Annotated in this window: 20 protein-coding genes and 1 pseudogene; 13 read left to right on the top strand and 8 right to left on the bottom strand. The window is 49.5% G+C overall.

All coding sequences use genetic code 11. The annotated features are described in order from the left end of the window. The first annotated feature begins 6 nt into the window (after positions 1-6). On the top strand, positions 7-960 hold the full coding sequence (hemC, locus tag DXT99_RS10625; protein WP_115565536.1) for a hydroxymethylbilane synthase: 954 nt from the start codon (positions 7-9) through the stop codon (positions 958-960). A gap of 256 nt (positions 961-1216) precedes the next feature. Here the strand turns inward: hemC and DXT99_RS10620 are convergent, their stop codons facing one another. Further along, positions 1217-2764, bottom strand: a complete 1548-nt coding sequence (locus tag DXT99_RS10620; protein ID WP_115565535.1) for an alanine/glycine:cation symporter family protein — start codon at positions 2762-2764, stop codon at positions 1217-1219. 467 nt (positions 2765-3231) lie between these two features. Between DXT99_RS10620 and DXT99_RS10615 the strand changes: the two genes are divergently transcribed. From DXT99_RS10615 to DXT99_RS10600, 5 genes are all read left to right on the top strand, one after another. Then, a complete protein-coding gene (locus tag DXT99_RS10615) occupies positions 3232-3879 on the top strand; it encodes a peptidylprolyl isomerase (RefSeq protein WP_115565534.1) in 648 nt (215 codons plus the stop codon). Positions 3880-3885: 6 nt separating this feature from the next. After that, the gene (locus DXT99_RS10610; RefSeq protein WP_115565533.1) at positions 3886-4788 is read left to right on the top strand and encodes an SDR family oxidoreductase; all 903 of its coding nucleotides are present in this window, start codon (positions 3886-3888) and stop codon (positions 4786-4788) included. Positions 4789-4974: 186 nt separating this feature from the next. Beyond that, positions 4975-6630 (top strand): sodium-dependent transporter, encoded by a 1656-nt coding sequence (locus tag DXT99_RS10605; RefSeq protein WP_115565532.1) that lies wholly within the window; start codon positions 4975-4977, stop codon positions 6628-6630. Between the two features lie 6 nt (positions 6631-6636). Next, the gene (locus DXT99_RS27005; protein WP_181885092.1) at positions 6637-6798 is read left to right on the top strand and encodes a hypothetical protein; all 162 of its coding nucleotides are present in this window, start codon (positions 6637-6639) and stop codon (positions 6796-6798) included. 8 nt (positions 6799-6806) lie between these two features. After that, positions 6807-7754 (top strand): ComEA family DNA-binding protein, encoded by a 948-nt coding sequence (locus DXT99_RS10600; protein ID WP_115565531.1) that lies wholly within the window; start codon positions 6807-6809, stop codon positions 7752-7754. A 19-nt stretch (positions 7755-7773) separates the two neighbouring features. On the opposite strand, the gene DXT99_RS10595 is transcribed toward DXT99_RS10600, so the two are convergent. From DXT99_RS10595 to DXT99_RS10585, 3 genes are all read right to left on the bottom strand, one after another. Then, positions 7774-8253, bottom strand: a complete 480-nt coding sequence (locus tag DXT99_RS10595; protein WP_115565530.1) for an NUDIX hydrolase — start codon at positions 8251-8253, stop codon at positions 7774-7776. A gap of 81 nt (positions 8254-8334) precedes the next feature. Further along, on the bottom strand, positions 8335-9435 hold the full coding sequence (locus tag DXT99_RS10590) for an alpha/beta hydrolase family protein (RefSeq protein ID WP_115565529.1): 1101 nt from the start codon (positions 9433-9435) through the stop codon (positions 8335-8337). A 204-nt stretch (positions 9436-9639) separates the two neighbouring features. Continuing rightward, positions 9640-10371 carry a hypothetical protein gene (locus DXT99_RS10585; protein WP_115565528.1) on the bottom strand — a complete coding sequence of 244 codons (732 nt, stop codon included), beginning with the start codon at positions 10369-10371 and terminating at the stop codon, positions 9640-9642. A gap of 311 nt (positions 10372-10682) precedes the next feature. On the opposite strand from DXT99_RS10585, the gene DXT99_RS10575 reads away from it, so the two are divergent. From DXT99_RS10575 to DXT99_RS10565, 3 genes are all read left to right on the top strand, one after another. Further along, positions 10683-14615, top strand: coding sequence for an AAA domain-containing protein (locus DXT99_RS10575; protein WP_115565526.1), 3933 nt, complete (start codon positions 10683-10685; stop codon positions 14613-14615). A gap of 41 nt (positions 14616-14656) precedes the next feature. Continuing rightward, the gene (locus DXT99_RS10570; protein ID WP_115565525.1) at positions 14657-15517 is read left to right on the top strand and encodes an NHL repeat-containing protein; all 861 of its coding nucleotides are present in this window, start codon (positions 14657-14659) and stop codon (positions 15515-15517) included. Positions 15518-15670: 153 nt separating this feature from the next. Next, on the top strand, positions 15671-16546 hold the full coding sequence (locus tag DXT99_RS10565) for an SDR family oxidoreductase (RefSeq protein WP_115565524.1): 876 nt from the start codon (positions 15671-15673) through the stop codon (positions 16544-16546). Positions 16547-16667: 121 nt separating this feature from the next. Here the strand turns inward: DXT99_RS10565 and DXT99_RS10560 are convergent, their stop codons facing one another. Continuing rightward, positions 16668-18263 (bottom strand): hypothetical protein, encoded by a 1596-nt coding sequence (locus DXT99_RS10560; protein WP_115565523.1) that lies wholly within the window; start codon positions 18261-18263, stop codon positions 16668-16670. Positions 18264-18273: 10 nt separating this feature from the next. Between DXT99_RS10560 and DXT99_RS10555 the strand changes: the two genes are divergently transcribed. Next, positions 18274-18624 carry a hypothetical protein gene (locus DXT99_RS10555; RefSeq protein WP_115565522.1) on the top strand — a complete coding sequence of 117 codons (351 nt, stop codon included), beginning with the start codon at positions 18274-18276 and terminating at the stop codon, positions 18622-18624. Positions 18625-19089: 465 nt separating this feature from the next. Further along, positions 19090-19281 carry a cold-shock protein gene (locus DXT99_RS10550; RefSeq protein ID WP_115565521.1) on the top strand — a complete coding sequence of 64 codons (192 nt, stop codon included), beginning with the start codon at positions 19090-19092 and terminating at the stop codon, positions 19279-19281. Positions 19282-19331: 50 nt separating this feature from the next. Here the strand turns inward: DXT99_RS10550 and DXT99_RS10545 are convergent, their stop codons facing one another. The 3 genes from DXT99_RS10545 to ricT form a co-directional block, all read right to left on the bottom strand. Next, entirely contained in the window at positions 19332-20438 is a 1107-nt protein-coding gene (locus DXT99_RS10545) for an endonuclease/exonuclease/phosphatase family protein (RefSeq protein WP_115565520.1), read from the bottom strand. 190 nt (positions 20439-20628) lie between these two features. Then, positions 20629-21120 carry a gliding motility lipoprotein GldH gene (locus DXT99_RS10540; RefSeq protein WP_115565519.1) on the bottom strand — a complete coding sequence of 164 codons (492 nt, stop codon included), beginning with the start codon at positions 21118-21120 and terminating at the stop codon, positions 20629-20631. Beyond that, complete coding sequence (gene ricT / locus DXT99_RS10535) at positions 21113-22498, bottom strand: PSP1 domain-containing protein (RefSeq protein ID WP_115565518.1); 1386 nt, start codon at positions 22496-22498, stop codon at positions 21113-21115. The genes DXT99_RS10540 and ricT overlap by 8 nt, the downstream gene beginning before the upstream one ends. A 433-nt stretch (positions 22499-22931) precedes the next feature. On the opposite strand from ricT, the pseudogene DXT99_RS28090 reads away from it, so the two are divergent. Beyond that, a pseudogene (locus DXT99_RS28090) lies at positions 22932-24269 on the top strand (lipopolysaccharide biosynthesis protein); the annotation flags it as partial. Next, positions 24266-25303 (top strand): hypothetical protein, encoded by a 1038-nt coding sequence (locus tag DXT99_RS10525; protein ID WP_147294200.1) that lies wholly within the window; start codon positions 24266-24268, stop codon positions 25301-25303. The pseudogene DXT99_RS28090 and the gene DXT99_RS10525, both read left to right, overlap by 4 nt. Positions 25304-25312: the final 9 nt, after the last annotated feature.

Here is a 25312-nt window from a genome sequence, read left to right as displayed (position 1 = left end):
GGTTTAATGGCAGAAAATAGTTTAGATAAGACAATACGCATTGGCACACGCGGTAGCAAGCTGGCACTGTGGCAAGCAGAAGCAGCCGCTGAAAAGCTGCAGGCTGCAGGCCTCAAAACAGAGTTGGTGATTATCAGTACCAAAGGCGACCAGGTGCTGGATAAATCGCTGGATAAGATAGGTTCGAAGGGTGTTTTTACCGAAGAGCTGGAGGTAAGCCTGCGCGAAGGGAAAGTGGAGATTGCGGTGCACAGCGCCAAAGATGTGCAGTCTACCATTCCGGCCGACTTAGAGCTGATAGCCTTTATGGAGCGCGAGCAGGTAAACGACGTCATCCTAAGCTTTGATCCTGGCTTCAAGCTGGAGCGCGGCAGCCATGCTAAAATCGGAACCTCCTCTACACGCCGCAGGGCTTTACTGAAGAAATACTACCCCAACGTAACCACCGCCGAATCAAGAGGAAACCTTCAGACACGGCTTCGCAAGCTGGAGGAAAAACAGTTTGATGCCCTGATGCTGGCTTACGCCGGAGTAGTACGCATGGGCTATGATAACCTGATTGTGCATACCTTTCCGGAAGATGAATTTGTGCCCGCCGCCGGGCAAGGCAGCGTAGCGATTGAATGTGCCAGAGATTTAGATCCGGAACTGAAGCAGGCAATAAAGGAGGCACTGGACCACACAGATACACACACCAGTTTGCTGGCTGAACGCGGGTTCCTGCGAACAATGGAGGGTGGCTGTAGCATCCCTTCCTTTGCACTAGCCACGTTGACTGACGAGGGCATCAGTATAACCGGAGGCCTTATTAGCCTAGACGGGCAAACACTGCTGCAGGAAACGTTTACCGGTTCGGCAGAAGCGGCTGAGGCACTGGGCGAGAATTTGGCGAAAACTATCTTGGGCCAGGGTGGCGATGCTATCCTGAAAAGCATAAAAGCACAGCGCAGCGAAGCATAGGCACTGCGCTCTCAACAATAAAACGAACAGAGCCGCTGAAGTACACTTCAGCGGCTCTGTTCGTTTTATATACTTCCTAAAGAAGTTTTAGTATGCATGCTTGTCATCCTGTAAGGATCTTGATAGAAGGGAGATTAAGCTGATGCGACTGGCCAACAAGATCCTTTCAGGATGACAAAGGAAATGTTTTTTTTACAAAGTGTAGTGGGGTAAGTAATTAGCCTTCTTTGGTTTATATCTGTTCTTTGTCTAAAAACTAAGCCTGCGCTGCTTCTACGGCATCCTCTGTCAGCGGCTGCTTTTTAGAAGACCGGGCATAACTCAGGAACGCCTGCATCTCGCGCTTCACGTCCGGGGCAAGTATGTATAGGCCAACCATGTTCGGAATGCTCATAGAGAAAAGCATGGCATCAGAGAAAGCCACCACGCTGCCTAACTGCATGGGGGCACCCAGTATAATAAAGAGGCAGAAGATAACTTTAAAGCTTACGTCAGCAGCCCGGGTATTCCCGAAAAGGTATGTCCAGGATTTCAGTCCATAGTAAGACCAGGTGATCATCGTAGAGAAGGCAAACAGGATAACGGCAGCAGCCAGCACCAGCGGGAACCAACTGATAACAGTGGCAAACGAAGCAGAAGTTAAGGCAATACCATCGCCTATGTCCATGGTATAGGCACCTGTCACCACAATTACCAGGGCAGTCATGGTACAAACCACTACGGTGTCGATAAACGGCTCCAGCGAAGCCACAAAGCCTTCTGTTACCGGCACGTTCGTCTTAACAGCGGAATGGGCAATGGAAGCAGAACCAATACCGGCCTCATTAGAGAAAAGGCCGCGTCTCAAGCCCTGTATCATCACCCCGACTATACCACCTGTCACAGCAGTTGTAGTAAAGGCACCTTCAAAAATCAGGGCAAATGCTCCCGGTATTCGTGTGAAATTGGTGGCAAGCACAACGATAGCGGCTAAGATGTAAATACCGCACATCAGCGGCACCACCTTCTCCGTTACCTGCGCGATACTCTTCATACCGCCGATAATCACCAGCCCCACCAGCACCGACATGATCAGGCCGAAAATCCAGGCGTTTCCGGAAGCGAAGAAAGAGGCCTCGCCACCTGTCACGCTGATAAATTGCTGTGTCGCCTGGTTAATCTGGAACATGTTGCCGGCTCCGAAAGCGCCGCCTATACACATAAACGCAAAGAAGGCAGCCAGAAACTTACCTAACTTGCCCATGCCTTTTTCCTTCAGCCCCTTGCTCAGGTAATGCATAGGTCCTCCAGACACCGTGCCATCTGCGTGCACGTCGCGGTACTTTACACCCAGCGTACAGGATACAAATTTAGAGGACATGCCTAGTAAGCCTGCCATTATCATCCAGAAGGTAGCACCGGGGCCACCCAGAGAGATGGCAATAGCAACACCCGCTATGTTACCCAAACCCACTGTACCGGATACAGCTGCTGTCAGCGCCTGGAAGTGTGACACTTCACCAGCGGCATCAGGCTGGTTGTATTTTCCGCGTACAATGTCTATCGCGTGCTTAAAGCCTCTGAAGTTAATGAAGCCCAGGTAGAAGGTGAAAAAGATAGCGCCAGCCAGGAGCCAGACAAGAATAAGCGGGATAGGGTTGCCACCGATAGTAACTTCATAAAAGATGATATCGGATATGAATTGAGCAGTAGGTGCAACAGCAGAATCTATCTGCTCATCAATAGAGTAAGTTCGTTCTGGCTGTGCCAGCAGATTGGTATAAGAAAACAGGGAAAATAGTGTGAATAGGATGATTTTCTTCATCAGGTAGGTTTAGTTGATTTGTCAGTATCTTAAAATTAACCATTTTTTATCATATTTTAAAAGATGAAGCTGCTTTGCCTGCTTTAGTTCAGTTTTGTAGTGGTTAAGTTTAATTTCTGTCTTTGCTTATAGTGCTTTTTGATTAGTTATTTATGAAATTATCAATGCAAAACCGGGTAGGCAACAGATCCTTTTTAGCATAAATCCTCCAGCCATTGTATAAAATGACACTTTTGGTGTTCAAACTTTCTATCTCAGGGAAGCAGAATATAACATACTGAAGAACAAAATGGCGTGCATACGGGAAAGCCTCTCTTATGCACATGCCACTTGCTGAAAAATCATCTGTCGGTATCAGGGTAGAAAATGTTGAAAAAACTTAAAGCAAAGCGAAAAAGGCTTAATTTTGAGAACCTGTTAACTATGCGCAGGTAAAAGTGCGAGAAGTTTAAACCATTTGTTAAGAGATGAGACTGCTAAAAAGTATAGCCATAGTGGCCGTGATGATGATGCTTTGGCCTGCCGCTGTGCTGGCCCAGAAGCCGAAGGGAAAAGACCAGTTGGTGACAATCGAAACACCGCAAGGTGAAATAAAGCTGATTCTTTTCGATGATACCCCACAACACAAAGAGAACTTTCTAAAACTTGCCCGGGAAGGCTTTTACGATGGCACCACTTTCCATCGTGTGATCGATGGATTTATGATACAGGGTGGGGACCCGAACACAAAAGACAGTGAGCCTCGTAACGATGGCGCGGGTAGTCCCGGTTATACCGTTCCTGCCGAAATAAATCCGGCGCACAAGCATGTGCGGGGTGCCGTGGCCGCCGCACGGCAGGACGATAGGGTGAATCCTTCCAAAGCCTCCAGCGGTTCACAGTTTTATATTGTAGAGAACCAGCAGGGCACTCCTATGCTGGACGGGGTGTATACCGTTTTCGGGCAGGTGGTAGACGGGCTGGATGTAGTTGATAAAATAGCAGAGCAGCCCAAAGATGGCCGTGACCGCCCATTGAGCGACATCAAAATGAAAGTGAAGGTGGAGAACATGAGGAAGAGGAAGATCGCCAGAAAGTATGATTATGACTATAACACGCAGACACTGCAGAAATAATAACGAATGAAAAAGATACTGATTACAGGCTCTAATGGCCTTTTGGGCCAGAAGCTGGCAGAGCTACTGCTGCCAAGGCAGGATGTAGAATTACTGGCTACCAGCCGGGGAGAAAACAAGCTGGCCGAAGTGTTGCCGACGCTGCCATTCAGAAGCATGGACGTAACAAAGCCGGAGGAGGTAGACCGAGTTGTAAGCGAGTTCCGCCCGACACACATCATCCATACCGCAGCCATGACCAACGTGGACCAGTGCGAAAGTGACCGTGACGGCGCTGTGCTCCTGAACCGTGATGCTGTGCAGTATTTAGTTAATGCCTGCGAAAAGAACAATGTGCACCTGGTGCATCTGTCTACTGACTTTATTTTTGATGGGGAGGATGGGCCTTACGATGAGGAAGCCAAAGCAAACCCTGTGAACTTCTATGGCGAAACAAAGCTGCAGGCAGAGGAGGTAGTGAAGCAGGCCAAATGCAAATGGGCCATCCTGCGGACCGTGCTGGTATTCGGCATCGCCCATGACTATGGCCGATCTAACATAGTATTGTGGGTAAGAGACAGCCTGCAAGCTGGTAAAGTGATTAAAGTAGTAACCGACCAATTTCGTACGCCTACCTTGGCCGAGGACCTGGCCATGGGCTGCTGGCTGGCTGTAGAAAAAGATGCGGAAGGCATCTACAACATCTCCGGAAGCGAAATGCTGACGCCTTATGATATGGCGATGCAGGTAGCGGATTTCTTCACCCTGGACAAAGGGCTGATTGACAAAGCAGACGGCAGTACGTTTACGCAGGCAGCCAAACGGCCGGCGCGCACCGGCTTCAGTATCCGCAAAGCACAGACAGAACTTGGTTACAGGCCACACACTTTTCTGCAGGGCATACAGATGGTGGCGGAGCAGGCAGTATAGTATGTCTTAAAGACCTGGGGTAAAGCAACAGTGGGGGACAACTGTTGCTTTACCCCAGGCTATATTAAAAATATCTGATTTTAAATGGTGCTGTCGGATGCATTCTCTATATTGGAACCTTTAAATTCAGCCTATTACAAGCTAACCTTAATCAACCAACACTAATCTAACACTTCTACCTTATTTATGAGTGCTAACAAAGAATCGTGGGGCTCACGTGTCGGTCTCATCTTAGCGATGGCCGGCAATGCCGTGGGTCTCGGAAACTTCCTCCGTTTTCCGGTACAGGCGGTACAGAACGGAGGCGGCGCCTTCATTATCCCTTATCTTATCTGTTTTCTGGTGATGGGTATTCCGCTCTTGTGGATTGAGTGGTCGATGGGCCGCTTCGGGGGGAAGCACGGACATCACTCCACTCCATTTATCGTGGATACCATGGGCAAAAACCGCCTCTGGAAGTATGTTGGCGTGTTCGGTATCTGGACGAACATTGCGGTGGCTGCTTACTACTGCTACATAGAATCCTGGACGCTGTCTTATGTCTTCCACTCCGTTATAGGTACATTCAGCGGTCTGGACCAGGAAGGGGTGGCAAACTTCTTTGGCGCGTATGTTAGCCTGGGTACTTCTACGTTAGGTGTGCCTTATGAGCCCATCGTTTTCTATGTACTCTGCCTGTTACTGAATACCTGGATTCTCTCGCAGGGACTGGCATCAGGTGTGGAGCGTGTTGCGAAAATAGGTATGCCGATGCTGATTCTATTCGGCCTCTTCCTGGCTTTCAGAGGTGTTACGCTTACTGCCGGCGAGAACGGTGCCATCAACGACAGCTCCGTTGGCCTCAACTTCCTCTGGACTCCGAACTTTGACCGGCTTTGGTCGCCTACGGTGTGGTTAGCTGCAGCCGGGCAGATTTTCTTTACCCTTTCCGTAGGTATGGGTACGGTACATTGCTATGCCTCCTATGTGCGGGGCAACGATGACATTGCCCTGAATGCAATGTCTGCCGGATGGATGAACGAGTTCGTGGAAGTAGTGCTGGGCGCAGCTATCCTTATCCCAATCTCTATCGGTTACCTGGGGGTGGATCGGGTGTCAGAAATGGTGCAGTCAGGTGGTTTGGGGTTAGCCTTCCAGACACTGCCGTACCTGTTCTACCAATGGGGTGACTTGTTAGGCGCTCTATCTGGTGTGATGTGGTTTGGCCTGTTGTTCTTCGCGGGTATCACATCGTCGCTGGCCATGGGTACACCGTGGATCGGTTTCCTTCAGGATGAGTTTAACTGGGGCCGCAAATCCGCTGCCTGGTCATTCGGTTTGTTCGTGTTCCTGTTGGGTATGCCAACCGTGCTGTTCTTTAAGTATGGCGTGTTTGATGAGTATGATTACTGGGCTGGTACCGTATCGCTGGTCGTTTTTGCCCTTTTCGAAACCATCCTGTTTTCATGGGTGTTTGGCATTCGGAAAGGCTGGAGAGAAATTACCTCCGGTTCTGATATCAAAGTACCAGGTTTTTATAAATTCATCATCAAGTTTATCACGCCACTGCTGTTGTTATGGGTGTTCCTGGGCTCCCTGTTCACTCCAAAAGGTGGTGACTGGGGTGCTGCCATGATTGGCCCCTGGGTGCTGGACAATAGCTCCATCATCAACAAAATAAAGAACGTCGATTTAAAGGAAAAGCTGGCTGCAGCCACAGACCCTGCCGCTATACAACTGCTCGAGAACCAGATATTCTTTGTAAACGCGTCGCGTATCCTGCTGTTAGCTGTCTGGATTGCCCTGGCATTGCTGGTATACACAGCGTATAAGAAAAGAGTTAGAGAAGGACGACTTAACTAAGAAACCATGAATACATCTGCACTTATTGTCATGCTTACCACGATAACGCTGGTAACCGGACTGATGATATTTTTCTTTATAAAGGTGATGACGACACCGCCGAGACCTGAGCCGGACTCTTATCTCGATAACGATGATGAGCCGGAGCGTGAGGTACCACGCAAATAATCAAACGGATGAAAAAGATCAGGCACTGGGTCCGGCGTTACTTTGGTTTTTCGCAAAGCGAGGTAAACGGTTTCCTTTTGTTGCTGGGTATAATGGTGCTGCTTACGGCAGCACCATTTCTTTTTCATACGTTTTATACCCCAACCTTTAACAGCCACAGCGCCTCCGACAAACAAACACTGGACAGCCTGGTAGCGCAATTAGAGGCCAGGCAACCGGATCCTGCTGGCCCCTACAGGCGGCCAACAGTAGCGCTGCAGCTCTTTAACCCCAACCAGCTGACAGCAGAGGAGTGGCAGGACTATGGTTTGCCAAAGTACCTGGCGCAGCGCATCCTCAACTACCGCAACAAAATAGGGGACTTTAGCTATAAAGCAGAGTTAGGCGAAATTTATGGCCTCCCGGATTCCGTTTTTCAGCGGTTTTACCCATATATTCAGTTGCCGGAGGAAAAGCCAGCCAGGTATAGCCGCTCAAAAGATGTAGCCCGGAACGAGCGCCCAGCCCCGGACCCCAACTGGAACAACAGCCGCCCGCCGCGGGAGCGGTTTATTCTGGCTCCTTTCAACATCAACACTGCCGATACCACACAGCTAAAGCAAATCAGGGGCATTGGTTCGAAGCTATCGGCACGTATCGTGAAGTACAGAGATGGCCTGGGCGGCTTTTACACCATCGTACAGCTGAAGGAAGTATATGGGCTGCAACCCGAGATAATAGACAGCCTGCAGAAATATACCTTTGTGCCTGACACATACGCACCCCAACAGTTAAACCTGAACACTGTTACGGCTGATGAGCTGAAAGTGCATCCGTATGTTTCCTCTAATGCTGCACGTGCCATCGTGGCATACCGGGAACAACACGGGAATTACGAACGGCTGGAGGACGTACAAAAGGTGCGGATTGTCACGTCAGAAATGTTTGAGAAACTGAGGCCATACCTCCAACTATAGAGGGCATACAGCTTATAGTCTATAAGGCTTGTATCAACTCTATTGCTTTTTCAAGTGCCTGCCGCTCATTCTTGAACGTGAGCAGCTTCTTTGCCTCATCAATTGGAAACCACCGCGCCTCATTTACTTCCCAATCATGATCCTGTACTTGCCTGGATAGGTAGCGCAGCAGGAAGAAATGAACAAACTTGTGAAAGCGCACGCGCTGCTTTCCTTTATTGCCAACGTACCAGTATTCAATGGTGTGGATGCGATCCAGCAACTCAGTCTCAATACCAGCCTCCTCCCGCACTTCGCGCACAGCCGTTACCTCCGGTGTTTCGCCAGCATCTACCAGGCCTTTAGGCAACTGCCACCGCCTGGCAGGGCCAACAGAAATCAGCGCGACTTCTGTTCCGGCAGTGCTAACCCTGAAGGCAACACCGCCCGATGATACCTGGTCTAGTACAGGGAGCTTTGGGTTATCCTCCGGAAACAAGCTGAGTTGTTCTTTAGGCATTGGCAGGAATAGAATTAGAAGCTTCCTTCAGTATTATTTTTTACTGAGTCAATTCTTCACATGAAGCAATTGTGGTATACATTAGCGCTGCTGATCAGCAAGCCAGAGCAGCGTTGGGTTATATCCCATATCATGCACGCCCTCATACAGCACCAGTTTTACATTATCAGATTTCCGCTCGAACACAACATTAGGGTCAGGTTCTGCAAAGTAAGGGTCTTTGCTTGTGCCGTTCAGGCCTGGTGGTAAGGCCTCCTCATCTACTATGTACTCCATTTGCTCCTCCGAAAGCCTATCCTCCGGTTTGGCAAGGATGTTGAAGGCGCGTATGGAGTGGTCTGGTGGCACCAGCACATCATTGATGCCATGTATGAGGAAAATAGGGACATTCTGTGCATTATCTAAATAGGCAATAGGGCTCCGGCTTCTGCATTCCTCTGCGGCTTCGGTGCCGGGTATAGGCTCACCTCCGCAGGAAGCTACAATATGATCGTTATAATCCCGGTGCGGGTAATACTGATTGAAGTCATACCAATCCACCAGGTCAAGTATGGGGACCCATGCCACTACGCCCGCCCATATTTCCGGGTGCCGGCCGGCAGCAACAAGCGCCGTCATAGCTCCACCGGAGGAACCTACCAGGTAAATGCGGGATGTATCCACATCGGTATGCTGCTTCGCATAGTTTACAGCATCCACAATGTCCTGAATAGCAAGATCTGAAGCGGTAGCTTCCGGATGGTCAAAAGCTCCTCTGAAGTTTGGATGGATGAATGCCCAATCGTACTTTTTGGCCCACAGCGCATACGGCAGGCTTACCTCCTGCAGGTATTCGCTGCTCCAGCTATGCAGCACCACCAGCAGCGGCTTCTTCTGCTCAGAGCCGGAGGCGTAGAAGAGTGACGGTTCCTGTTTGCCATCAGCGGATGACGTGATGCTGACATTCTGTATCTCCGGTATCTGCCGCTTCCACTCTCTCAGGCTTTCTTCCGCGAAAGTGGCCGGGTATGCCTTGGAGGTAGTATACTCCTCCATCCGTGCAATTTCTCCCTCAGCGGCAGTGCCGTTACGTTTCTGCTCTCTTTGTCCTTGTCGATCTTCTGCTCCCTCGCCGGTACAAGAGGAGAGCAGAAGAGCAAAGGAGACCAGAAGATAGCTTAACAGAATGCTATAGTTTTTCATAGATAACCTGATAACAATCAATAAGAGGTATAGCCTGAGGTGCTTCTGAAGTAGAAACCAGAATATGCGCCGAAAGGTTGTCTCAAAATTTCATCAGGAGGCATAGCAGCCAACTGAACTAATGCAGGAGCAGTCAGTTTAGCGCATGTAGGTGAATAAACTGGGTTAGCAGGCCGCATGTTATCTTAGATTAGGAAAAATGAGTCAGCGCTGCCTTTCTGTTTTTTTATTGGCTGGAAACAGGAAGGCGAAAAACAAAAAGCTGGCTAAGGCAAATTCCTGCAACTCCCATTTTTCACCATCCCTGATAAGTAAAATGCTGAAGAAAGCCAGAAAGTATATCAGGCTTTGCGTGGTGGTAGGAACAGGGAAGCTGAATTTGTCGATTAGGTTTCGGAACTGTTGTTTGCGGCGGTAAAATACAGGAAAACCAATAAAATAGATAAAGACGCAGGTATACAGCAATTTCCCGAAAATAAGCTTATTCAGGTTTACGCCATCCAGGTGTATATTATGGAGGTTAAATTCGTTTTGGGCGTTTATCTGCCCTAAGTCTCCAGGAGTTGCAAAGCCAAAAATCCGCTGGCCCCACGATATTTCTTCACCAAAACCCAGAAAGAAGACAACTGCCAGGGCATAAAAAAACAACATCGGTAGTTTTTCCTCCATAAATGAAGCTTTGTAAAAGCACAGCACAGAGGTTGCCAGTATCAGTATAGCCGTAAAGTATTCGATATAGCCATCCTCTTCTGTATAGGTAAAGTATAAATCTGTGTTCAGGTAATAGAATACAATCCCGATAAAAATATGCGCAAAAGAAAATGTGTACAGAATTGTGCTTAATAATGCGGCACTACCTGCAGGAGCATTCACATTTCTTACTCTTGTTAGCATCAGGTATAGGTCAATCGGGAGTAGCTTTTTGATAGTATCCATTAGTAATAATATTTTCCTGCGATGGCTGTGGCAGGTCACGAATGGGTTATTATAAAAATGATTTTTTACGTTTTTTACGAGAGTAAGCACAATAATGATAGAGATTCCGGGAGCCGCTGCTTTTTAGAAAATGGTATAAAGCTGAAGGTAAATGACTTAAAAAGGCTATGGTGCTTGAAGAAGAATATTTCATTTGCCCTAAGGATAGCACATGCCAGGCAGCTCGCTTCCATCTCAGCCCAATTCAAACTAACTTGCTTCTTTTCCGATAGACTAACGTTAGCGTATCACCGTTAACGGGACAGCGACACATGAAAAACATCCTTAAAAACTACCGACGCAGGCTACTCAACCTGGGCTCCAGCAATAGAGCCTTGCTGTTGCTGCGCCTGTCGCGGGAGATGCACCTGGATGTGGAGGAACTGGATTTCCTGAACAGCAAACCTGCCTTTGCTGTGCTGGAGAACCTGCTGTCTAGTAAGAAAAGAGTCCCGCTTAGCCCCTATGCCGATAGCCGCTATGCGCCGGTGGCGCCGGTTAGCCGGCGGTTGCGCTACATCCGGCGCAAGGGCGACATGATTTTTGAGGAGCGCGGCAGTCGGGAGTTATATGTTGGTTGGCCCTTCGTGCACGGCAAATTTTCAGACGGCACAACGGTGCGCTGCCCTCTGCTGTTTTTTCCTGTGCAACTGCAGGTAAACGGGGCGCAGGAGTGGGAAATGGTGCCGGATACCACACAACCGCCGCAGTTTAACCAAAGCTTTCTGCTGGCTTACGCACACTACATGGGCGTGCCGCTGGTTGAGCCGCTCACTGAATTGGACCTGGGCACGCTGCCGCACCACCCACTGGAGTTCCGCACGCAAATCTATGAATTGCTGAAATTGCATCAGTTGGCCATTACGGTGGGGCGTGAGTTTTTTACTGATAAGCTGAAGCCTTTCCGTGATTATAAAAAGGCAGAATTTGAGGAAGAACTGAAGCCGGGGCAACTGCACCTGGAGCAGGAGGCAGTAATTGGAATCTACCCGCAGGCGGCCTCTTACCTGCTCTCAGACTATGATGCGCTGCTGGAGCAGGAAGGGCTACAGGATATGGTGGAGCTGTTTGCCCCCTCAACTGAAGCCGCTAACGCACCTGTACAGGCACAGCAAACCTTTACAGTGTTCGATATGGATGCCTCGCAGGAAGCGGCACTACAGGCAGTAAAGCAGGGGAGGTCGCTGGTGGTGCAGGGCCCGCCCGGCACCGGGAAGTCACAGTTAATCTGTAACCTCGTGTCGGACTTTACAGCAAGAGGCAAAAAGGTACTGGTGGTAAGCCAGAAACGGGCCGCCCTGGACGTGGTGCACCAGCGTCTGGCACAGAAAGGCCTCGATAAATTTGCTGCCCTCGTGCATGATATTAACGCAGACCGGAGCAGTATTTACAAGCAGCTGCTTGAACAGATTGAGGCACTGGAAGAATATAAAAAGCAGAACCTCGCCCTCAACAGCATCTATACCGACCGCCGGTTTCTGGAAGTGAGCCGTAGCATTAACCGCTGCACCGAAAAGCTGGAAGCATTTAAGCAGGCTCTTTTTGATACAGGCCGCTGTGGCTGGTCTCCAAAAGAGCTGTACCTGCGCAGCAGCCTGCAGCAGCCATACATTCCACTTCCTGTTTACAGGCATTTTACCGCTGCTGCTGTAGCAGATTTTCTGCCTCGCTTGCGGCAGTACCTGCAGGAAGATATTCCTTTCGAGAAGGATGATTTTGTCTGGAGGGAGCGGCACAGCATGAAGGACTATGGCTGGCCACAGCGGCAGGAACTGGAGCAAAGCATTAAAGACCTTCCTGCGCAGTATTCCCAACTGCAGCAGCAGCTAAGCAGCCTGAGTGGCTATACTTTCAAACAAGGAGATCTAGCAAAATTCGAAGCAGCGCTGCCGACTATAGCCGCTTTACAAAAGCTGTTGCAGCAGCCGGAAGTGTTGCCAACGGTGCAGGAACTTCTGAAAGGGCGGATAAAGGCAGACGATTTAAAGCAGCAGGTAAGAAAGCTGAAGGAGATATACCAGGCTACGCCTGCCCCCGACGCCACCATTCCGGCCCTGCAATTACCTGCTTTAAAGAAAGCCATTGTCAGCTATAACGAACAGCGCGGACAATGGCTAAAGAGTATAGGTTGGTTTTTCTCTCAGGAAAAGAAACTGCTACAGGAGGCACTGGCACTGTATCAGCAGGAGCTGAACGAGATACATGTGGCACAACTGCAGCAGCGTCTGGACTTGCGCCAGGAGGCCGGGGAACAGCTGCAGCAGCTAAACAAAAACATCAACTATAAACTGCAGATTACCGACTCAAAGGATCAGATACTGCAAAAGCTGGCGGAGGCAGAGCAGGCCCTTTCAGCTTATAAGCAGCTTCGGCAGCTGTACCACGATAAAGTACTGGATGAGAAACTGCTGTCTAAAGTAGAACTGGTAGCGCACCTGGAGGCGCTGAGCCAATGTATACAGGCTTTCAGTGCCAGGTATAAAACATGGCTGCAGTGGTTGCCGGAGGGGCAGGTTAAAAAGCTAATTGAAAAGGATACCTATGGCGCGAAGTTACTGCAGGCGTTGCACCAGCACTTCGAGCCGCTGGTGGCACACGATACAGTATATGCCGCGCTCAGCAATCCAGAGCGGGAGGTGGCTCAAATTCTGCTGAATAAAGGCAAAAAATCTGCTGAGGAAGCGGAGGCCCTGTTTCTGAACAGCCTGTACCTGGCCTGGTTGCATGAACTGGAAGCGGAGCACCCGGAGCTGCGCATGCCATCGAGTGGTGAACTGGATCGGATGGAAAAGGAGCTGCAGGGTCTGTTGCAGGAGAAAATGGAGCTGAGCCAGGAGATCGTGCTGTCGCAGCTGCGGGAGCAGACCTATAGCCGTATGGAGCACAACCGCCTGGGCAATGCCGTAACCTACCGCAGGCTACAGGCGCAGGTGAGCAAGAAGCGCAGCCTGTACCCGCTCCGCAAACTGTTCTCGCTCTTCTCCGAAGAGATGCTAAACCTGGTGCCCTGTTGGCTGGCGTCCCCGGAAACCGTGTCGGCGGTGCTGCCGCTGGCGCAATGTTTTGACCTTGTGATTTTTGATGAGGCTTCCCAATGTTTTGCCGAGACGGGATTACCTGCCATGCAACGCGGCAAGCAAATGGTGATAGCCGGCGACGAGCAACAGCTGAAGCCGTCCGACTTGTACCGTGCCCGCTGGAGTGCCGCAGAGGGGGATGAGGTAGAGGAACTGTCTTCAGAGTCGTTGCTGCAGCTGTGCAGCCTGTATTTGCCTCAGGTCATGCTTACACAACACTACCGTAGCCGCTATCCGGAGCTGATACAGTTTTCGAACCGCCACTTTTATCGAGAGAAGCTAGAGCTGATTCCCGAGCTGCAGGATGCCAACGCCCGCAATCCTGCTATCAAGTTTATCAAAGTATATGGGCAGTGGCAGGACAATGCCAATCTGCCGGAGGCGGAGCGGGTGGTGGAACTGGTGCTGCAGTTGCTGCAGGCAGGGCAGGAGGAGGTAGGCGTTATCACCTTCAACTATACCCAGCAAATGCTGGTGCAGGATCTGTTGGAGGACAAGGCGCAGGAGCAGGGGATAACGGTGCCCCCATCGGTGCTGGTGAAGAACATTGAAAATATTCAGGGAGACGAAAAAGAAGTCATTATTCTTTCAGTGGGATACGCGCCCGATGCCAACGGACGCATGGCCATGCAGTTCGGTAGCCTGAACCAGGCAGGAGGGGCGAACCGCCTGAATGTGGCTATTACCCGAGCCAAACAGCAGATAATGGTGGTGAGCAGCATCAGGGCAGAGCAGCTGCTGGTGGATAACACGCTTCACCCGGGGCCGAAGCTCCTGCAGGCGTACCTGCAGTATGCGCAGCAGGTGAGCAGGCGGTATTTCGAGTATAGGCCGAAGCAGACTGCTATTGCCACACAGGTGCCTATGCTGAAAGCTTTCCTGCAGCAGGAGGTAGCATCATTGCAGCAGGAAGTGCCGTTTGCAGACCTCACACAGGTGCAGGGGCAGCAATACACTGGTGTCGTGCTGACGGATGATGATTTATACTACAGCCACCTCTCCGTGCGGCACTCGCACGCCGATGTGCCTCAGCTTCTGCAGCAGCGCCACTGGCCTTTTTTAAGAATATACAGCCGGCAGTTTTGGGCAGACCCAGAGGAAGTGCTGCGCAGGTTGGATCCCTCTTAGGAGCCCTTTGGCTTCGTTCCTGATATCAAACAAAAAAACACATGCTCATAAAACTCTTCACGGTATATGTTTACCTGCAAGCCATGTTCTGCGGCTGCGGCTCCGACAGGCGCAACAGCGACTTTGAGCGCCTGCGGAAAGCTTATGACGTGGAGGTACAAAGGATAGGTCGCCTCGACAGCCGCATCTCCGAAAGCTCCGGCCTGGCCTTCGCTTCCGATTCTACTTACTGGACGCATTCTGATGGCGGGTCGCTGAATGCTTTATACCTGTTTAACCTAGAAGGAGAGTTGCTGCAAACGGTACCGCTGCAGGTGCCCAACAGGGATTGGGAAGATCTGGCGGAGGATGATCAGGGAAAGCTTTACATCGGAGACTTTGGGAACAATGCCAACACCCGCCGGAACCTGCAGGTATATAAAGTACAGCCGGAGACAAAGACTGTAGAAGACACCATCCGCTTCAGTTACGCCGATCAGACTGATTTCCCGCCGCCGCGTGCCGAACGCCACTACGACCTGGAAGGCTTTTTCTATCACGCTGACAGCCTCTACCTCTTCACCAAGAGTCGCGCTCTCCGCAAAACCATTACGAAGCGCTACAGCCTGCCCGCTAAAGGAGGCGATCATACTTTAGCACCTCAGGAAGAGCTTCGCGTAAAGTCTCCGATTACGGCAGCTGCTCTATCCCCGGCGCAAGACCAATTTGCTTTGTTAGGCTATGGAAGGTTATATCTTTTTGAGATGGAAGACGGTCAAGTTAACTTCAGCGGCAAACGCAGCTGTCTGCCTATAGCCAGAACAGGACAGGCCGAAGCCATACTATACCTCTCGCCAAACCAAATCCTCATCACCAACGAAAATGGGAAAATGTACCTTGTTACATTAAACAGTAAAGAGTAAGCATTTCGCAAATCATAGTGAGCGAGAGCTTTTGTCTTATTTATCACGCTCTTCAACAAAGGTATAAAAGGAAGAGATACGGTTTTGCGCGGAAGACCAATCAACATTCCTGAAATAGCCGTAAGAGGAGGAATAACGCTAAGAGATAAAACTATGCATAAGACGATATTGGTAACGGGCGCTACGGGCACCGTTGGGAAAGAGGTGGCCATACAGCTTTCTATGATGGATGAGGATATACGGGTGCGGGCAGGGGTTCACTCTATCATTAAAGGCGAAAACCTGAAGCGGCTGCCTAATGTGGAAGTGGTGGAGATGGATTTTAAAGATCAGGAATCACTACATGCAGCCTTCACGCACGTGGACAAAGTTTTTATGGTGACGCCTTTCACAAACGACCAGGTGCAAATGGCGAAAACATTGGTAGACGAAGCGAAGAGGCAAGGTGTAAAGCACCTTGTGAAGCTATCAGTTATCCATGCTGATACAGCGCCGGGTTTTATGCTTGGTCGCTGGCACAGAGAAATTGAAAAGTACATTGAAGACAGCGGCATTCCCTATACTTTCCTGCGGCCGTCTTCCTTTATGCAGAACTATATTCACTACGATGCGGAAAGCATTAAGAACGAGGGCCGGTTCTATCACTCCACCGGCAATGGAAAAATAGGGCTTATTGATGTGCGCGATATTGCTGCTGTTGGTGTGGAGGTGCTGCTTGGCTCTGGCCATGAAGGAAAAGCGTATGAACTGACTGGACCAGAGGCTATCTCAAACCAGCAAGCAGCGCAGATTATCGGGGAGGTAACCGGAACGCAGGTGCAGTATGTTGATGTTCCGGCGGATGCTGCCAGAAGTGCCATGCTGGAAAAAAAAGCGCCTGAGTGGATGGTAGATGCCATGCTGGAACTGGAGAGTGCTTACAGCGAAGGCCGCTTCAGCGATACAACAGATACGGTGCAGCAGCTTACCGGCCGCCCTCCTCATTCCTTTCGGCAGTTTGTAAAAGACCATCAGGAATCCTTTGAATAGAAGCAGCGGCAATGCTTATTTTCAGGAAGAAGAACAGGTTAGCGCCCTGTTAGTGAATTCGGTACAAAAAAAGCCACTCCCAAAAGGAGTGGCTTTCTGTTATTTATTATGTGTGACTAACTTAGTCTCTGTCCATGTCTCTGTAACGGTCGCTGCGTCGTGACTGGTATCGGTCCTGGTCACCACCCTGGTTAGAGGAACCGTATCCACCCTGACTGCCACCGCCCTGGTTGCCGCCATAGCCACGATAGTTCTCACGTGAGCTGGAACCGCGGTTGTCGCTGTAATAAGAAGTGCCGCTGTCCATAGAGCCATATCGGCTTTGGTCGCCACCACGGCCGCCTTGGTTGTAGCCGCCCTCACGGTAACTGCCAGAACCGTAGCCATAGCCACCGCTCATGTCGCGGCCTCTGTTGCTGTCGCCATAGCCGCCTTGGTCTGATGATCCGGAACCATAGCCACCACCTCTGTTAGAGGAAGAATAGCCGCCACCTGCACCTGAACTGGAGCCATAAGAGCCATAGCCTCCCTGGCCATAGTCGCTGCCCTGTGAGCCAAACCTTGCAGAAGAACGGTCGCTGTCGCCATACTCGTCGTTGTATGAACCACCTCTGGAGCCGCCGTAACCGCCCTGGCTGCCGTAGCCGCCCTGCATAGAGCTTTGAGAGTCGTAGCCTCTTGAAGAGCCTCTGTTGTCGTTATCATACTCGCTCATGCCTCTTGACGAACCGTAGCCCATAGAGCCATAACGGTCTCTGTCGCCGTAGTTACCGCTGTCAGAGGATCTGGACGTACCGGCACCCGACATGCTGGATCCGGAACCACCCTGACCTGAGCCATAGCCATAACCACCCTGCGAGCCATACTCCTGTGATGAGGAACCATAGTTGCCTTGTGAGCCATAGCCACCCTGGCCACGGGAGCCTTGCTGGTTATAACGGCCCATGCCGCCCTGGTCGTTCATCATGCCGTAGCCTCTGTTGCGGTCCTGGTCGCCTCCCTGTGAGGAACCATATCCACCCTGACCGCCGTAGTTGCCTTGTGAGCCGTAGCCCCCTTGGCCGCCTCGTCCGCCTTGGTTACTGCTGGTATAGCCACCGCCCATGTTGCCGAAGTTGCCACTCTGGCCACTTTCGTAGCTGCCATAGTTGCCTTGGGAGGAATTTCCCTGTGTGCCAAAAGCACCAGAAGTACCACCAGAGATCATGCCTCCTTGTCTGTCGCCTTCTCTGTCCTGATAGCCGCCCTGCATGCCACCACGGCTAGTGCCATAGTCCTGGTCCTGGAATCTTGTGCGGTTGCCTTCCATACCGCCCTGGTTGCCATAGTTAAAGCCACCGAGCGAACCGCTGGCAGACTGAGAACCATAGCCACCCTGGCCTGATCCGTAGCCACCTTGTGAGCCTTGTCCTGAAGAACCATAGTTACCTTGTGAACCGTAACCCATTCCTCCGGAGCTACCCTGGCTTGAAGAACCATAGCCGCCACCCTGGCCGCCGGAGCTGCCTTGTGAGCCGTAATCTCCCTGGTAACCATAGCCGCTCTGGCCGCCATAGTTGCTGTTCTGCGAACCATAACCATAGCCACCCTGCGAGCCATACCCGCTTTGGTTGCCGGAGCTTTGGTTGCTGCCAGAGCCTTGATTGTAATTCTGATTGCCGTAGCTTCCCTGTCCAGTGCTGGTTTGGGAGGTTTGATCAGAAGAACTGCCGGTCATAGAACCGTAGTTGCCATATTCAGAAAGCTGGCCGCGGGATGAATCTGAACTTCTATCAGAAGAGCTGTCTGAGGTGCTGTCACTTTTAGAAGAAGAGGTACTGCCCGACGGTGTCGAACTTGTTGATTTCCCACTCTTGGTATCAGTTGTTTTACCTTCTTTTTTAGAAGATGAGCTAGACTTCGCTTTTGTGGATGATGATTTAGATCCGGAAGCAGATGTCTTGCTGCTGTTGTCTTTAGATGCTGATGAAGTAGAACCGGAAGGTGAGGTTGAACTTGAGTCTTTGTTTGCTCCAAATCCGCTGGTGGTGCTACCTGATGATGATGAGCTTGGTGTATTAGATGTGCTACCCGACTGATTTGATGATTCGTTCGAGTTCTGATCTTTTTCTGTGTCTTTCATAGTTTGTTCTCCTTAGATTATATAGTTAAAAATTAAGTTTGTTTTAGGCCCCGAACAGGTAAGCCACAGGGGCGCAGATGTGGCTGATTTGTAGTTTTCGTTATACCAAAATAGATTGTGGTTAAACTGTCTTTTTGGTGTAACTGAACGTTTTAACTATACGAACCACACGTGACATAGTTATTTTTGGATCGCTGTCCGGTATGTTCAAAACAGGTGTGAATCAGCTCAGGTAAAACCTTCTAAAGCGGGTGCCTTGGCGATGGGAAATACAGTGCCTTGGGGGAAGGCTGGCGTGGCGGAAATGTGCTGGCAAAAAGCCTAAGTACCTGATGGTGTATTTGTTATTTATTTTTAAAAAGAAGTTATTATATCAGAAGTTATACTTAACTTTGCTTCATTAATTAATAAATTTATTGTAATGAAAACAGGTAAAGTAAAATTCTTCAACGTATCTAAAGGTTTCGGTTTCATTGTTGCCGATGATACTAACCAGGACATCTTCGTGCATCAGTCTGGTCTGATCCATGAAATTCGCGAAAATGACCGTGTATCTTTCGAAGTGAAGGATGGCAAAAAAGGATTGAATGCAATTAACGTAGAGCGTATCTAAGTTAAAGACATATAGTGCCGAAAGGCAACCATTCATCTATTTTGACCCGCTCAGTTTAACTGAGCGGGTTTTTTATTTTCCTGCTCTTCTCTGCTGCGTTCTTCGCCTTTCTCCAGCCCCTCCTGTATCAGTTCGTCTGCTTCCTGCTTGTCTTCCTGGTCTGCCACATGGTGCTCCTGTTCCTCTTCATGTTGCGGTTCATAGTTCAGCGTAATAGCTATCGGAAAATGGTCTGAACCAAACTTCGCCAATCTTTGCAGCGACACTAGTCTGAATTCAGGGTTATAAAACACGTGGTCCAGGGGGTAACGGAAGAGGGGCACCAAAGCGCTGTAAGTGTTGTAGAAGCCACGACCCACACGCGGGTCTATCATGCCGCTTATCTCTTTGAAAAGTTTCGTGGTTTTAGACCAGGCCACGTCATTCAGGTCGCCGGCTACCACGCTGGGGTATTTTGTTTTTTTCGACTGCTTGGCTATCAGCAGGAGTTCCGCCTCACGCGTCTCTGTATTTTTCATGAGGCGCGGAGGCTGTGGGTGCACAGTAAACAAATCAAACTTTTTGCCGCTTGGCAGCTCTACCACTGTATAAAACGACGGAATGCCATCTTCTACTAAAAACCTGATTTCGCTTTCGTGTAACTTTAGCCTGCTCCAGAGCAGCATACCATAGGTGTTCTCCAGCGGCTTCTTTATGGTGTAAGGGTAGCGCCTGTCCAGTTCGTGACGCACACTCTCGTGCCAGGCCTGGTTAGGTTCATTCATCACCAGCATATCGGGGTTCTCTTTCAGTACCAGTTGCAGGAATTTCTCATACTCTTTGTTCACCATGCGCACGTTTGCAATCATAAGCGTGAAAGCGTTAGCAGGCTTTTGCTGTTCCGAGCGAAGCGCCTCTTTTTTTGCCAGTGGTGTAAAGTAGTAGATAAATCGCACCTCATTTAAAATAGCTAGCGACCATGTAGTAATCATGGCTGTTTCTGCTGTCCCATCTACACCAAACATATATAGATAGGCAACCAGAACGGCAGTTAGCAGAACAGCTACATGCAGGCGCGGGAAGTCCAGCACCCTGACCCACCAAAGCGGTGTTTTTATAAGTGGGAGAAAGGAGAAAAGGGTAAATAAAAACCCAAGTATAATGAGGGTGCTCTTCATGCTTTTACAGGTGATGATATGGTTGGTGTGCTATATGCATACTAAAGCGCGACACCTTTTGTTGCCGCCTCTTTTATCCTGATACGGAATTCTAAAAACACATGGCCAGTTAAAAAAGGTGCCAAAGGCAAGAGCCCCTGCAGATGCATATATTGCTTCTGCAGGGGCTCTTGTTTCAGAAATTTTTTAATTATTGCTCGCCTTTACTGCTCGCCGGGTCTTCTGCTACCCGCACGCCTACAGCCATTATATGGGGCAGCGGGTCACGGCGCATATACTGGGTTAGCTGGAGCTTGTAAGTACCCGCTTTACTGAATTGTATATCATCCAGCACTAGTGCCTGTACATCATAGGTATCGCTGGAGCCGCTTCCAAGCGGCTGGCCGGTTTTGGGGTCCATCAGCAGCAACTCGTGTAACGAAGCTGATAACTGCGTACTGTCCGGGCCAATAAGCTGGTGGCGCAGGTACAGGTTATAATAATCGTACTGCAGGTTGTAGCGCACATTGATATATACATCATATACCTGTGTCGTATCCTGAATCTCAAACTCAAAAATCGGTGCATTGTCGATCTGCCAGTTGTTTTCGGGCAGATCGACGTTCTGCTCGTACACCCGTTCCGGATCACAGCCTGTTAGTATCAGTAAAGCCGCCACCCACACCACTAAAGCTTTATGCATCCGTACGCGGTGGTTTATTAGGTTGATCGGGTTTTTTGCCTCTGAAAGGTTTGCGTGAGCGCTGCTTTTTAGGCTGTTGCCCATCGGTATTCGCCTGACCTGGCGCCTGCTTCTGAGACTCAGATTTTGGTGGCCTGGCAGGTCTCTTTTCCCTTGGTTCCCGATTCTGCTCTTTGTTATCCCTGTTTTCTTTAGGCTCGCGGTTTTCTCTTCCTTCACGTGGTCCGCGCGCCTCTTTGTTGCGGTTTCTGTTTCTGGAAGGCCGCTGCTTATCAGGTGTCTGGCCCTGCTCTGCTGGTTGCCCCTGGCTTTTCTCCTGCTTTAGCTTCTGCCTTGGCTCCTGTGCTTCGGCCTGCGCTGGCTGGTCAGCTGCACCGGCTGGTCTTTTCTTCTTCTTTTTCTTCTTTTTGCTCTTGAACTTGTCGTCGAGGCGCTCCAAGTTTCCTTCTACCTGCGCCACAAACTCATTCTGCTTCGGTTCATCAGGCACTTCCAGCAACAGCGCTTCTACCGCCACACCTTTGGCATTCTGCTCCAATATCTCATGCACGCGCGCCACTGGCACAGGGTACCAGTTGTTGTCTCCCTTATAACCGAACCACATCATCTTTTTAAAGATGTCGGTTTTCTGCAGCATGGCATCACCTTGCTGCGTCTGCAGTGGCCGGTTTACTGTTGGTATATCCTTCAGCGCATCCATATACGTCTCCAACTCATAATTCAGGCAGCACTTCAGGCGGCCACACTGGCCGGAAAGCTTGCTAGGGTTAAGCGACAGGTTCTGATAACGCGCCGCTGTGGTAGACACACTTTTGAAGTCGGTGAGCCAGGTAGAGCAGCAGAGTTCACGGCCACAGGAACCAATGCCGCCCAGGCGGCCAGCTTCGTGGCGCATGCTAATCTGGCGCATTTCTATCCGCACTTTAAACTCTTCTGCCAGCTTCTTAATCAGGTCACGGAAATCTACACGGTCATCGGCGGAGTAGTAGAAAGTTGCCTTGCTTCTATCAGCCTGGTACTCCACGTCCGACAGTTTCATCCGCAGTTTCAGGCTATGGATAATCTCACGGCCACGGTACATAGTAGTTGCCTCCATGTCGCGCACCTCCTGAAATTTCTCCATGTCGCGCTCGTTGGCGATGCGGTAAATAGAGCGGATCTCCTCGTTGTTATCCACCTTCTTCTTCAGCATCTGCAGGCGCACCAGTTCTCCTTTCAGCGACACAAAACCAATGTGGTGACCGTTTGGAACATCTACTACCACGGCATCGCCGGTAGTCAGCTCCAGCCTGTTTGCATTACGGAAAAAGTCTTTGCGACCTCCCTTAAATCTTACTTCTATAATATCGAACTCCTCAAACGACGTTGGTAACTCCATGTCGCTAAGCCAATCGAATACGTTTAAACGGTTGCAGCCTCCTGTGCTGCATCCGCCGTTGCTTTTGCAGCCGCTTACGCCGGTACTGCATCCGCCACTAGAACATGAACTACATCCCACTTTTATATCTCCTTATATAGCTAGGCTATTCTTGTTTTCTAAATCAGTTAATTAACAAATATAATAATTTTTCAGGCTTTTATGTTGTAACCATTAAAACTACCCGCTTTGCAACACTTGCCAAGTGCTTTTGGTGCGGCTGTTGCTGAAAAAAGCGATCATAAACGGATGAACACGAAAAAATGCGGCAGGTAGGGGGAGGCTGAGAATTTAAGTATAATTTTAGGTGATGCTTCGGAAACTTCTCTCACATGCGGCTATTTATGGGCTGGCGGCGCAGGTGCCACGTCTGGCAGGAGTGTTGGCGTTACCTGTCATCACACGCTATCTGACTACATTTGATTATGGCGTGGCAGGTGTTGTAACAGCGTATGTGGGCGCTTTGGGGATTATGCAGTCGCTGGGCTTGTCTGTGGTGATGGTGAACAGCTTTGCCCGGTACCCTACCCGCTATAAGTGGGTTTGGCGGCAGTTGCATGGTTTTACGCTGCTTTGGTCGGTGGTGTACAGTGTAGTGCTGGGTGCGGTGCTTTATTGGGCTATACCGGAAGGGGCTGTTGAAAACAGGTGGCAGATTATACTGTTAAACGTGTTGCCTGCCATGCTTTTCAACAGCACAGAGTTTTTGGGAGGAATGTATTACCAGATGTTGCAGCGGCCTTTCCCTGTTGCCCTGCGCTCTTTTGTGGTGGGAACGCTGGTGGTGGTGCTTAACATCTATACTATTGCTTACCTCCGGATGGGCTACATGGGCTGGTTTTACGCAAACTTTATAGGAACAGTAGTAGGTTTCCTGATTTACAGCCCTCTGATTTACGTGAAAGAGCAGATGATGCCGATTTTTAACTTTAACTGGCAGCGCATTAAGCGTTCGCTACGGGTGTCGCTTCATGTTATACCGCATCATTTTTCTTTTTTTCTTTTAGATACTTCTGACCGTTTGGTGATGGACGTGTTGCGGGTACCGCTTCCACGCATAGGCTTCTACAACATTGCCTCCAGCTTTGGCCTTTATTTTGCCGCTGCCTCCAACGCAGTAGTACAGGCAGCAGGCCCAGTGTATATGCGCCTGTATGCCAAGCCCGATGACCAGGAGGCGGCGTTGCAGGCAAGGCAGCTTACTTTTTCGCTGCAGATCTTATACCTGGCAGTCACCTCCCTGGTCGCATTGTGGATGAAAGAAATATTTTTCCTGCTCATAAAGAATGAGGTGCTGCAAGCTGCCTACCCCCTGGCAATTATCATCTTGATGGGGTACAGTTATAAACCCATGTACCTGGCGGTGGTGAACCAACTGGTGTATCAGGAAAAGACAAAGGCGCTGTGGAAGATATCGACTATAGCAGGCGCTGGTAATGTGGTGCTTAATTTCTTGCTCATCCCTTTCTACGGCATCGAAGCTGCTGCTTTCACCACCTTTGCTGCTCTGATGTATATGGGCTATGCCGGTTATCTGCTGAAAGAATACAAGCAGATAAGGCAGGTTAACTATTACCCATGGCTGTGGTTGCCTGTGAACGTTATAGCGCTGCTGGGGGTTTGTTTTTTGGCGGATGTATCTATAATTTCAAAGCTTCTGATTACTGCTGTTTTAGGTGCGATTAGTCTGGTTTTGTTGGTTAAAAGGAAGATTAGCAGTAATACTTTATGAAGCATCTCTTTTACATACATAGCTACATTACTTACTATGTAGGACTTGAAGTGATAAAGTATCGCAAACTGAACCACTCAGATTGTGTTCTAATGTATGGGCGAAAGTTCAAACCTCATCATCCGCCTGTAGGTATGCAGCAGGTAGATCTCCCTTTTACACATCATCCGGTGAACACCTTCGCCGTGAAGAGAAAATTTTGGAAAGGTTGGGAAAGGCTTCGGAAGTTTGATGCCTTTGTTGAGAAGATTACGTTTGGCGACGCTTTTAAAATTTATACCAACCAAACTGGAATTGATTTCATCAGGTTATTTATCAGCCACAAAAAGTGTAAGGGATTTAGTTTCTTGGAAGAGGGGCTGTATTCCTATCATCCACTGGATGAAGTAAATGCTGTACTCTGTCCGGCAGGACTTTCTACCATGGCCTATAAAGTTCTGCTGTATCTCAATTATAAGGGGAGGCTAGCAGCTGATAGGCTCTTCTTTAAACCAGAATATGATGCAGTTTATGGGTTACAGGCAACCTCTTTTCCTGATTTTGCCAACCGCCTCATACTTCCCAATCCTTTCATCAATCAAGGAGAAAGCGCAGGTATAGAAGGAGCTGTATTAGTGTTAGATGCTTTATTTGAATACGGAAGGGTTCGTAAAGGTGTGTATAAGCAGGGACTAAAGTCTGCTTTTAATTACTTTAAAACAGAAGGCATAACAAATATCTGGCTAAAACTGCATCCTGAGCATTACAATACAACTACGCAACATCAGACTATCAAAGATATTATTGCAGAATGCGGAAAGGGTGTAAAAGTGGATGTGCTGCCAGTTGAGGTTTGCTTAGAACGACTTGCCGGAGATAGGCGAGTGAAACAGGTTACCTTTTTTGTATTTCTAAGTTCTGTAGGTATGTATGCTGCTCTTTGTAACCGCAGTGCCTTTTCATTTGCATGGTTCATTGGAGAACGAGATGAACAGTACAAACAGCGGGTGGAGCGTTTGCCAAAAGCTTTCAAAGAAAAGGTTAAGTTCTTATAACCAGCAGCT

The sequence above is a fragment of the Pontibacter diazotrophicus genome, assembly GCF_003367245.1.
In the GTDB taxonomy this organism is placed as follows: domain Bacteria; phylum Bacteroidota; class Bacteroidia; order Cytophagales; family Hymenobacteraceae; genus Pontibacter; species Pontibacter diazotrophicus.
The sequence above is the reverse complement of the archived record's forward strand: the minus strand, read 5'-3'. Positions and strand labels throughout refer to the sequence as shown.

Coding starts and splice junctions, on each gene's coding strand:
- DXT99_RS10620 (WP_115565535.1), bottom strand. CDS start 2,764: ATGAAGAAAATCATCCTATTCACACTATTTTCCCTGTTTTCTTATACC.
- DXT99_RS10550 (WP_115565521.1), top strand. CDS start 19,090: ATGAAAACAGGTAAAGTAAAATTCTTCAACGTATCTAAAGGTTTCGGT.
- DXT99_RS10570 (WP_115565525.1), top strand. CDS start 14,657: ATGCTCATAAAACTCTTCACGGTATATGTTTACCTGCAAGCCATGTTC.
- DXT99_RS10585 (WP_115565528.1), bottom strand. CDS start 10,371: ATGGATACTATCAAAAAGCTACTCCCGATTGACCTATACCTGATGCTA.
- DXT99_RS27005 (WP_181885092.1), top strand. CDS start 6,637: ATGAATACATCTGCACTTATTGTCATGCTTACCACGATAACGCTGGTA.
- DXT99_RS10560 (WP_115565523.1), bottom strand. CDS start 18,263: ATGACCGGCAGTTCTTCTGATCAAACCTCCCAAACCAGCACTGGACAG.
- DXT99_RS10605 (WP_115565532.1), top strand. CDS start 4,975: ATGAGTGCTAACAAAGAATCGTGGGGCTCACGTGTCGGTCTCATCTTA.
- hemC (WP_115565536.1), top strand. CDS start 7: ATGGCAGAAAATAGTTTAGATAAGACAATACGCATTGGCACACGCGGT.
- DXT99_RS10545 (WP_115565520.1), bottom strand. CDS start 20,438: ATGAAGAGCACCCTCATTATACTTGGGTTTTTATTTACCCTTTTCTCC.
- DXT99_RS10590 (WP_115565529.1), bottom strand. CDS start 9,435: ATGAAAAACTATAGCATTCTGTTAAGCTATCTTCTGGTCTCCTTTGCT.
- DXT99_RS10540 (WP_115565519.1), bottom strand. CDS start 21,120: ATGCATAAAGCTTTAGTGGTGTGGGTGGCGGCTTTACTGATACTAACA.
- DXT99_RS10615 (WP_115565534.1), top strand. CDS start 3,232: ATGAGACTGCTAAAAAGTATAGCCATAGTGGCCGTGATGATGATGCTT.
- DXT99_RS10575 (WP_115565526.1), top strand. CDS start 10,683: ATGAAAAACATCCTTAAAAACTACCGACGCAGGCTACTCAACCTGGGC.
- DXT99_RS10525 (WP_147294200.1), top strand. CDS start 24,266: ATGAAGCATCTCTTTTACATACATAGCTACATTACTTACTATGTAGGA.
- DXT99_RS10610 (WP_115565533.1), top strand. CDS start 3,886: ATGAAAAAGATACTGATTACAGGCTCTAATGGCCTTTTGGGCCAGAAG.
- DXT99_RS10595 (WP_115565530.1), bottom strand. CDS start 8,253: ATGCCTAAAGAACAACTCAGCTTGTTTCCGGAGGATAACCCAAAGCTC.
- DXT99_RS10600 (WP_115565531.1), top strand. CDS start 6,807: ATGAAAAAGATCAGGCACTGGGTCCGGCGTTACTTTGGTTTTTCGCAA.
- ricT (WP_115565518.1), bottom strand. CDS start 22,498: ATGGAGTTACCAACGTCGTTTGAGGAGTTCGATATTATAGAAGTAAGA.
- DXT99_RS10565 (WP_115565524.1), top strand. CDS start 15,671: ATGCATAAGACGATATTGGTAACGGGCGCTACGGGCACCGTTGGGAAA.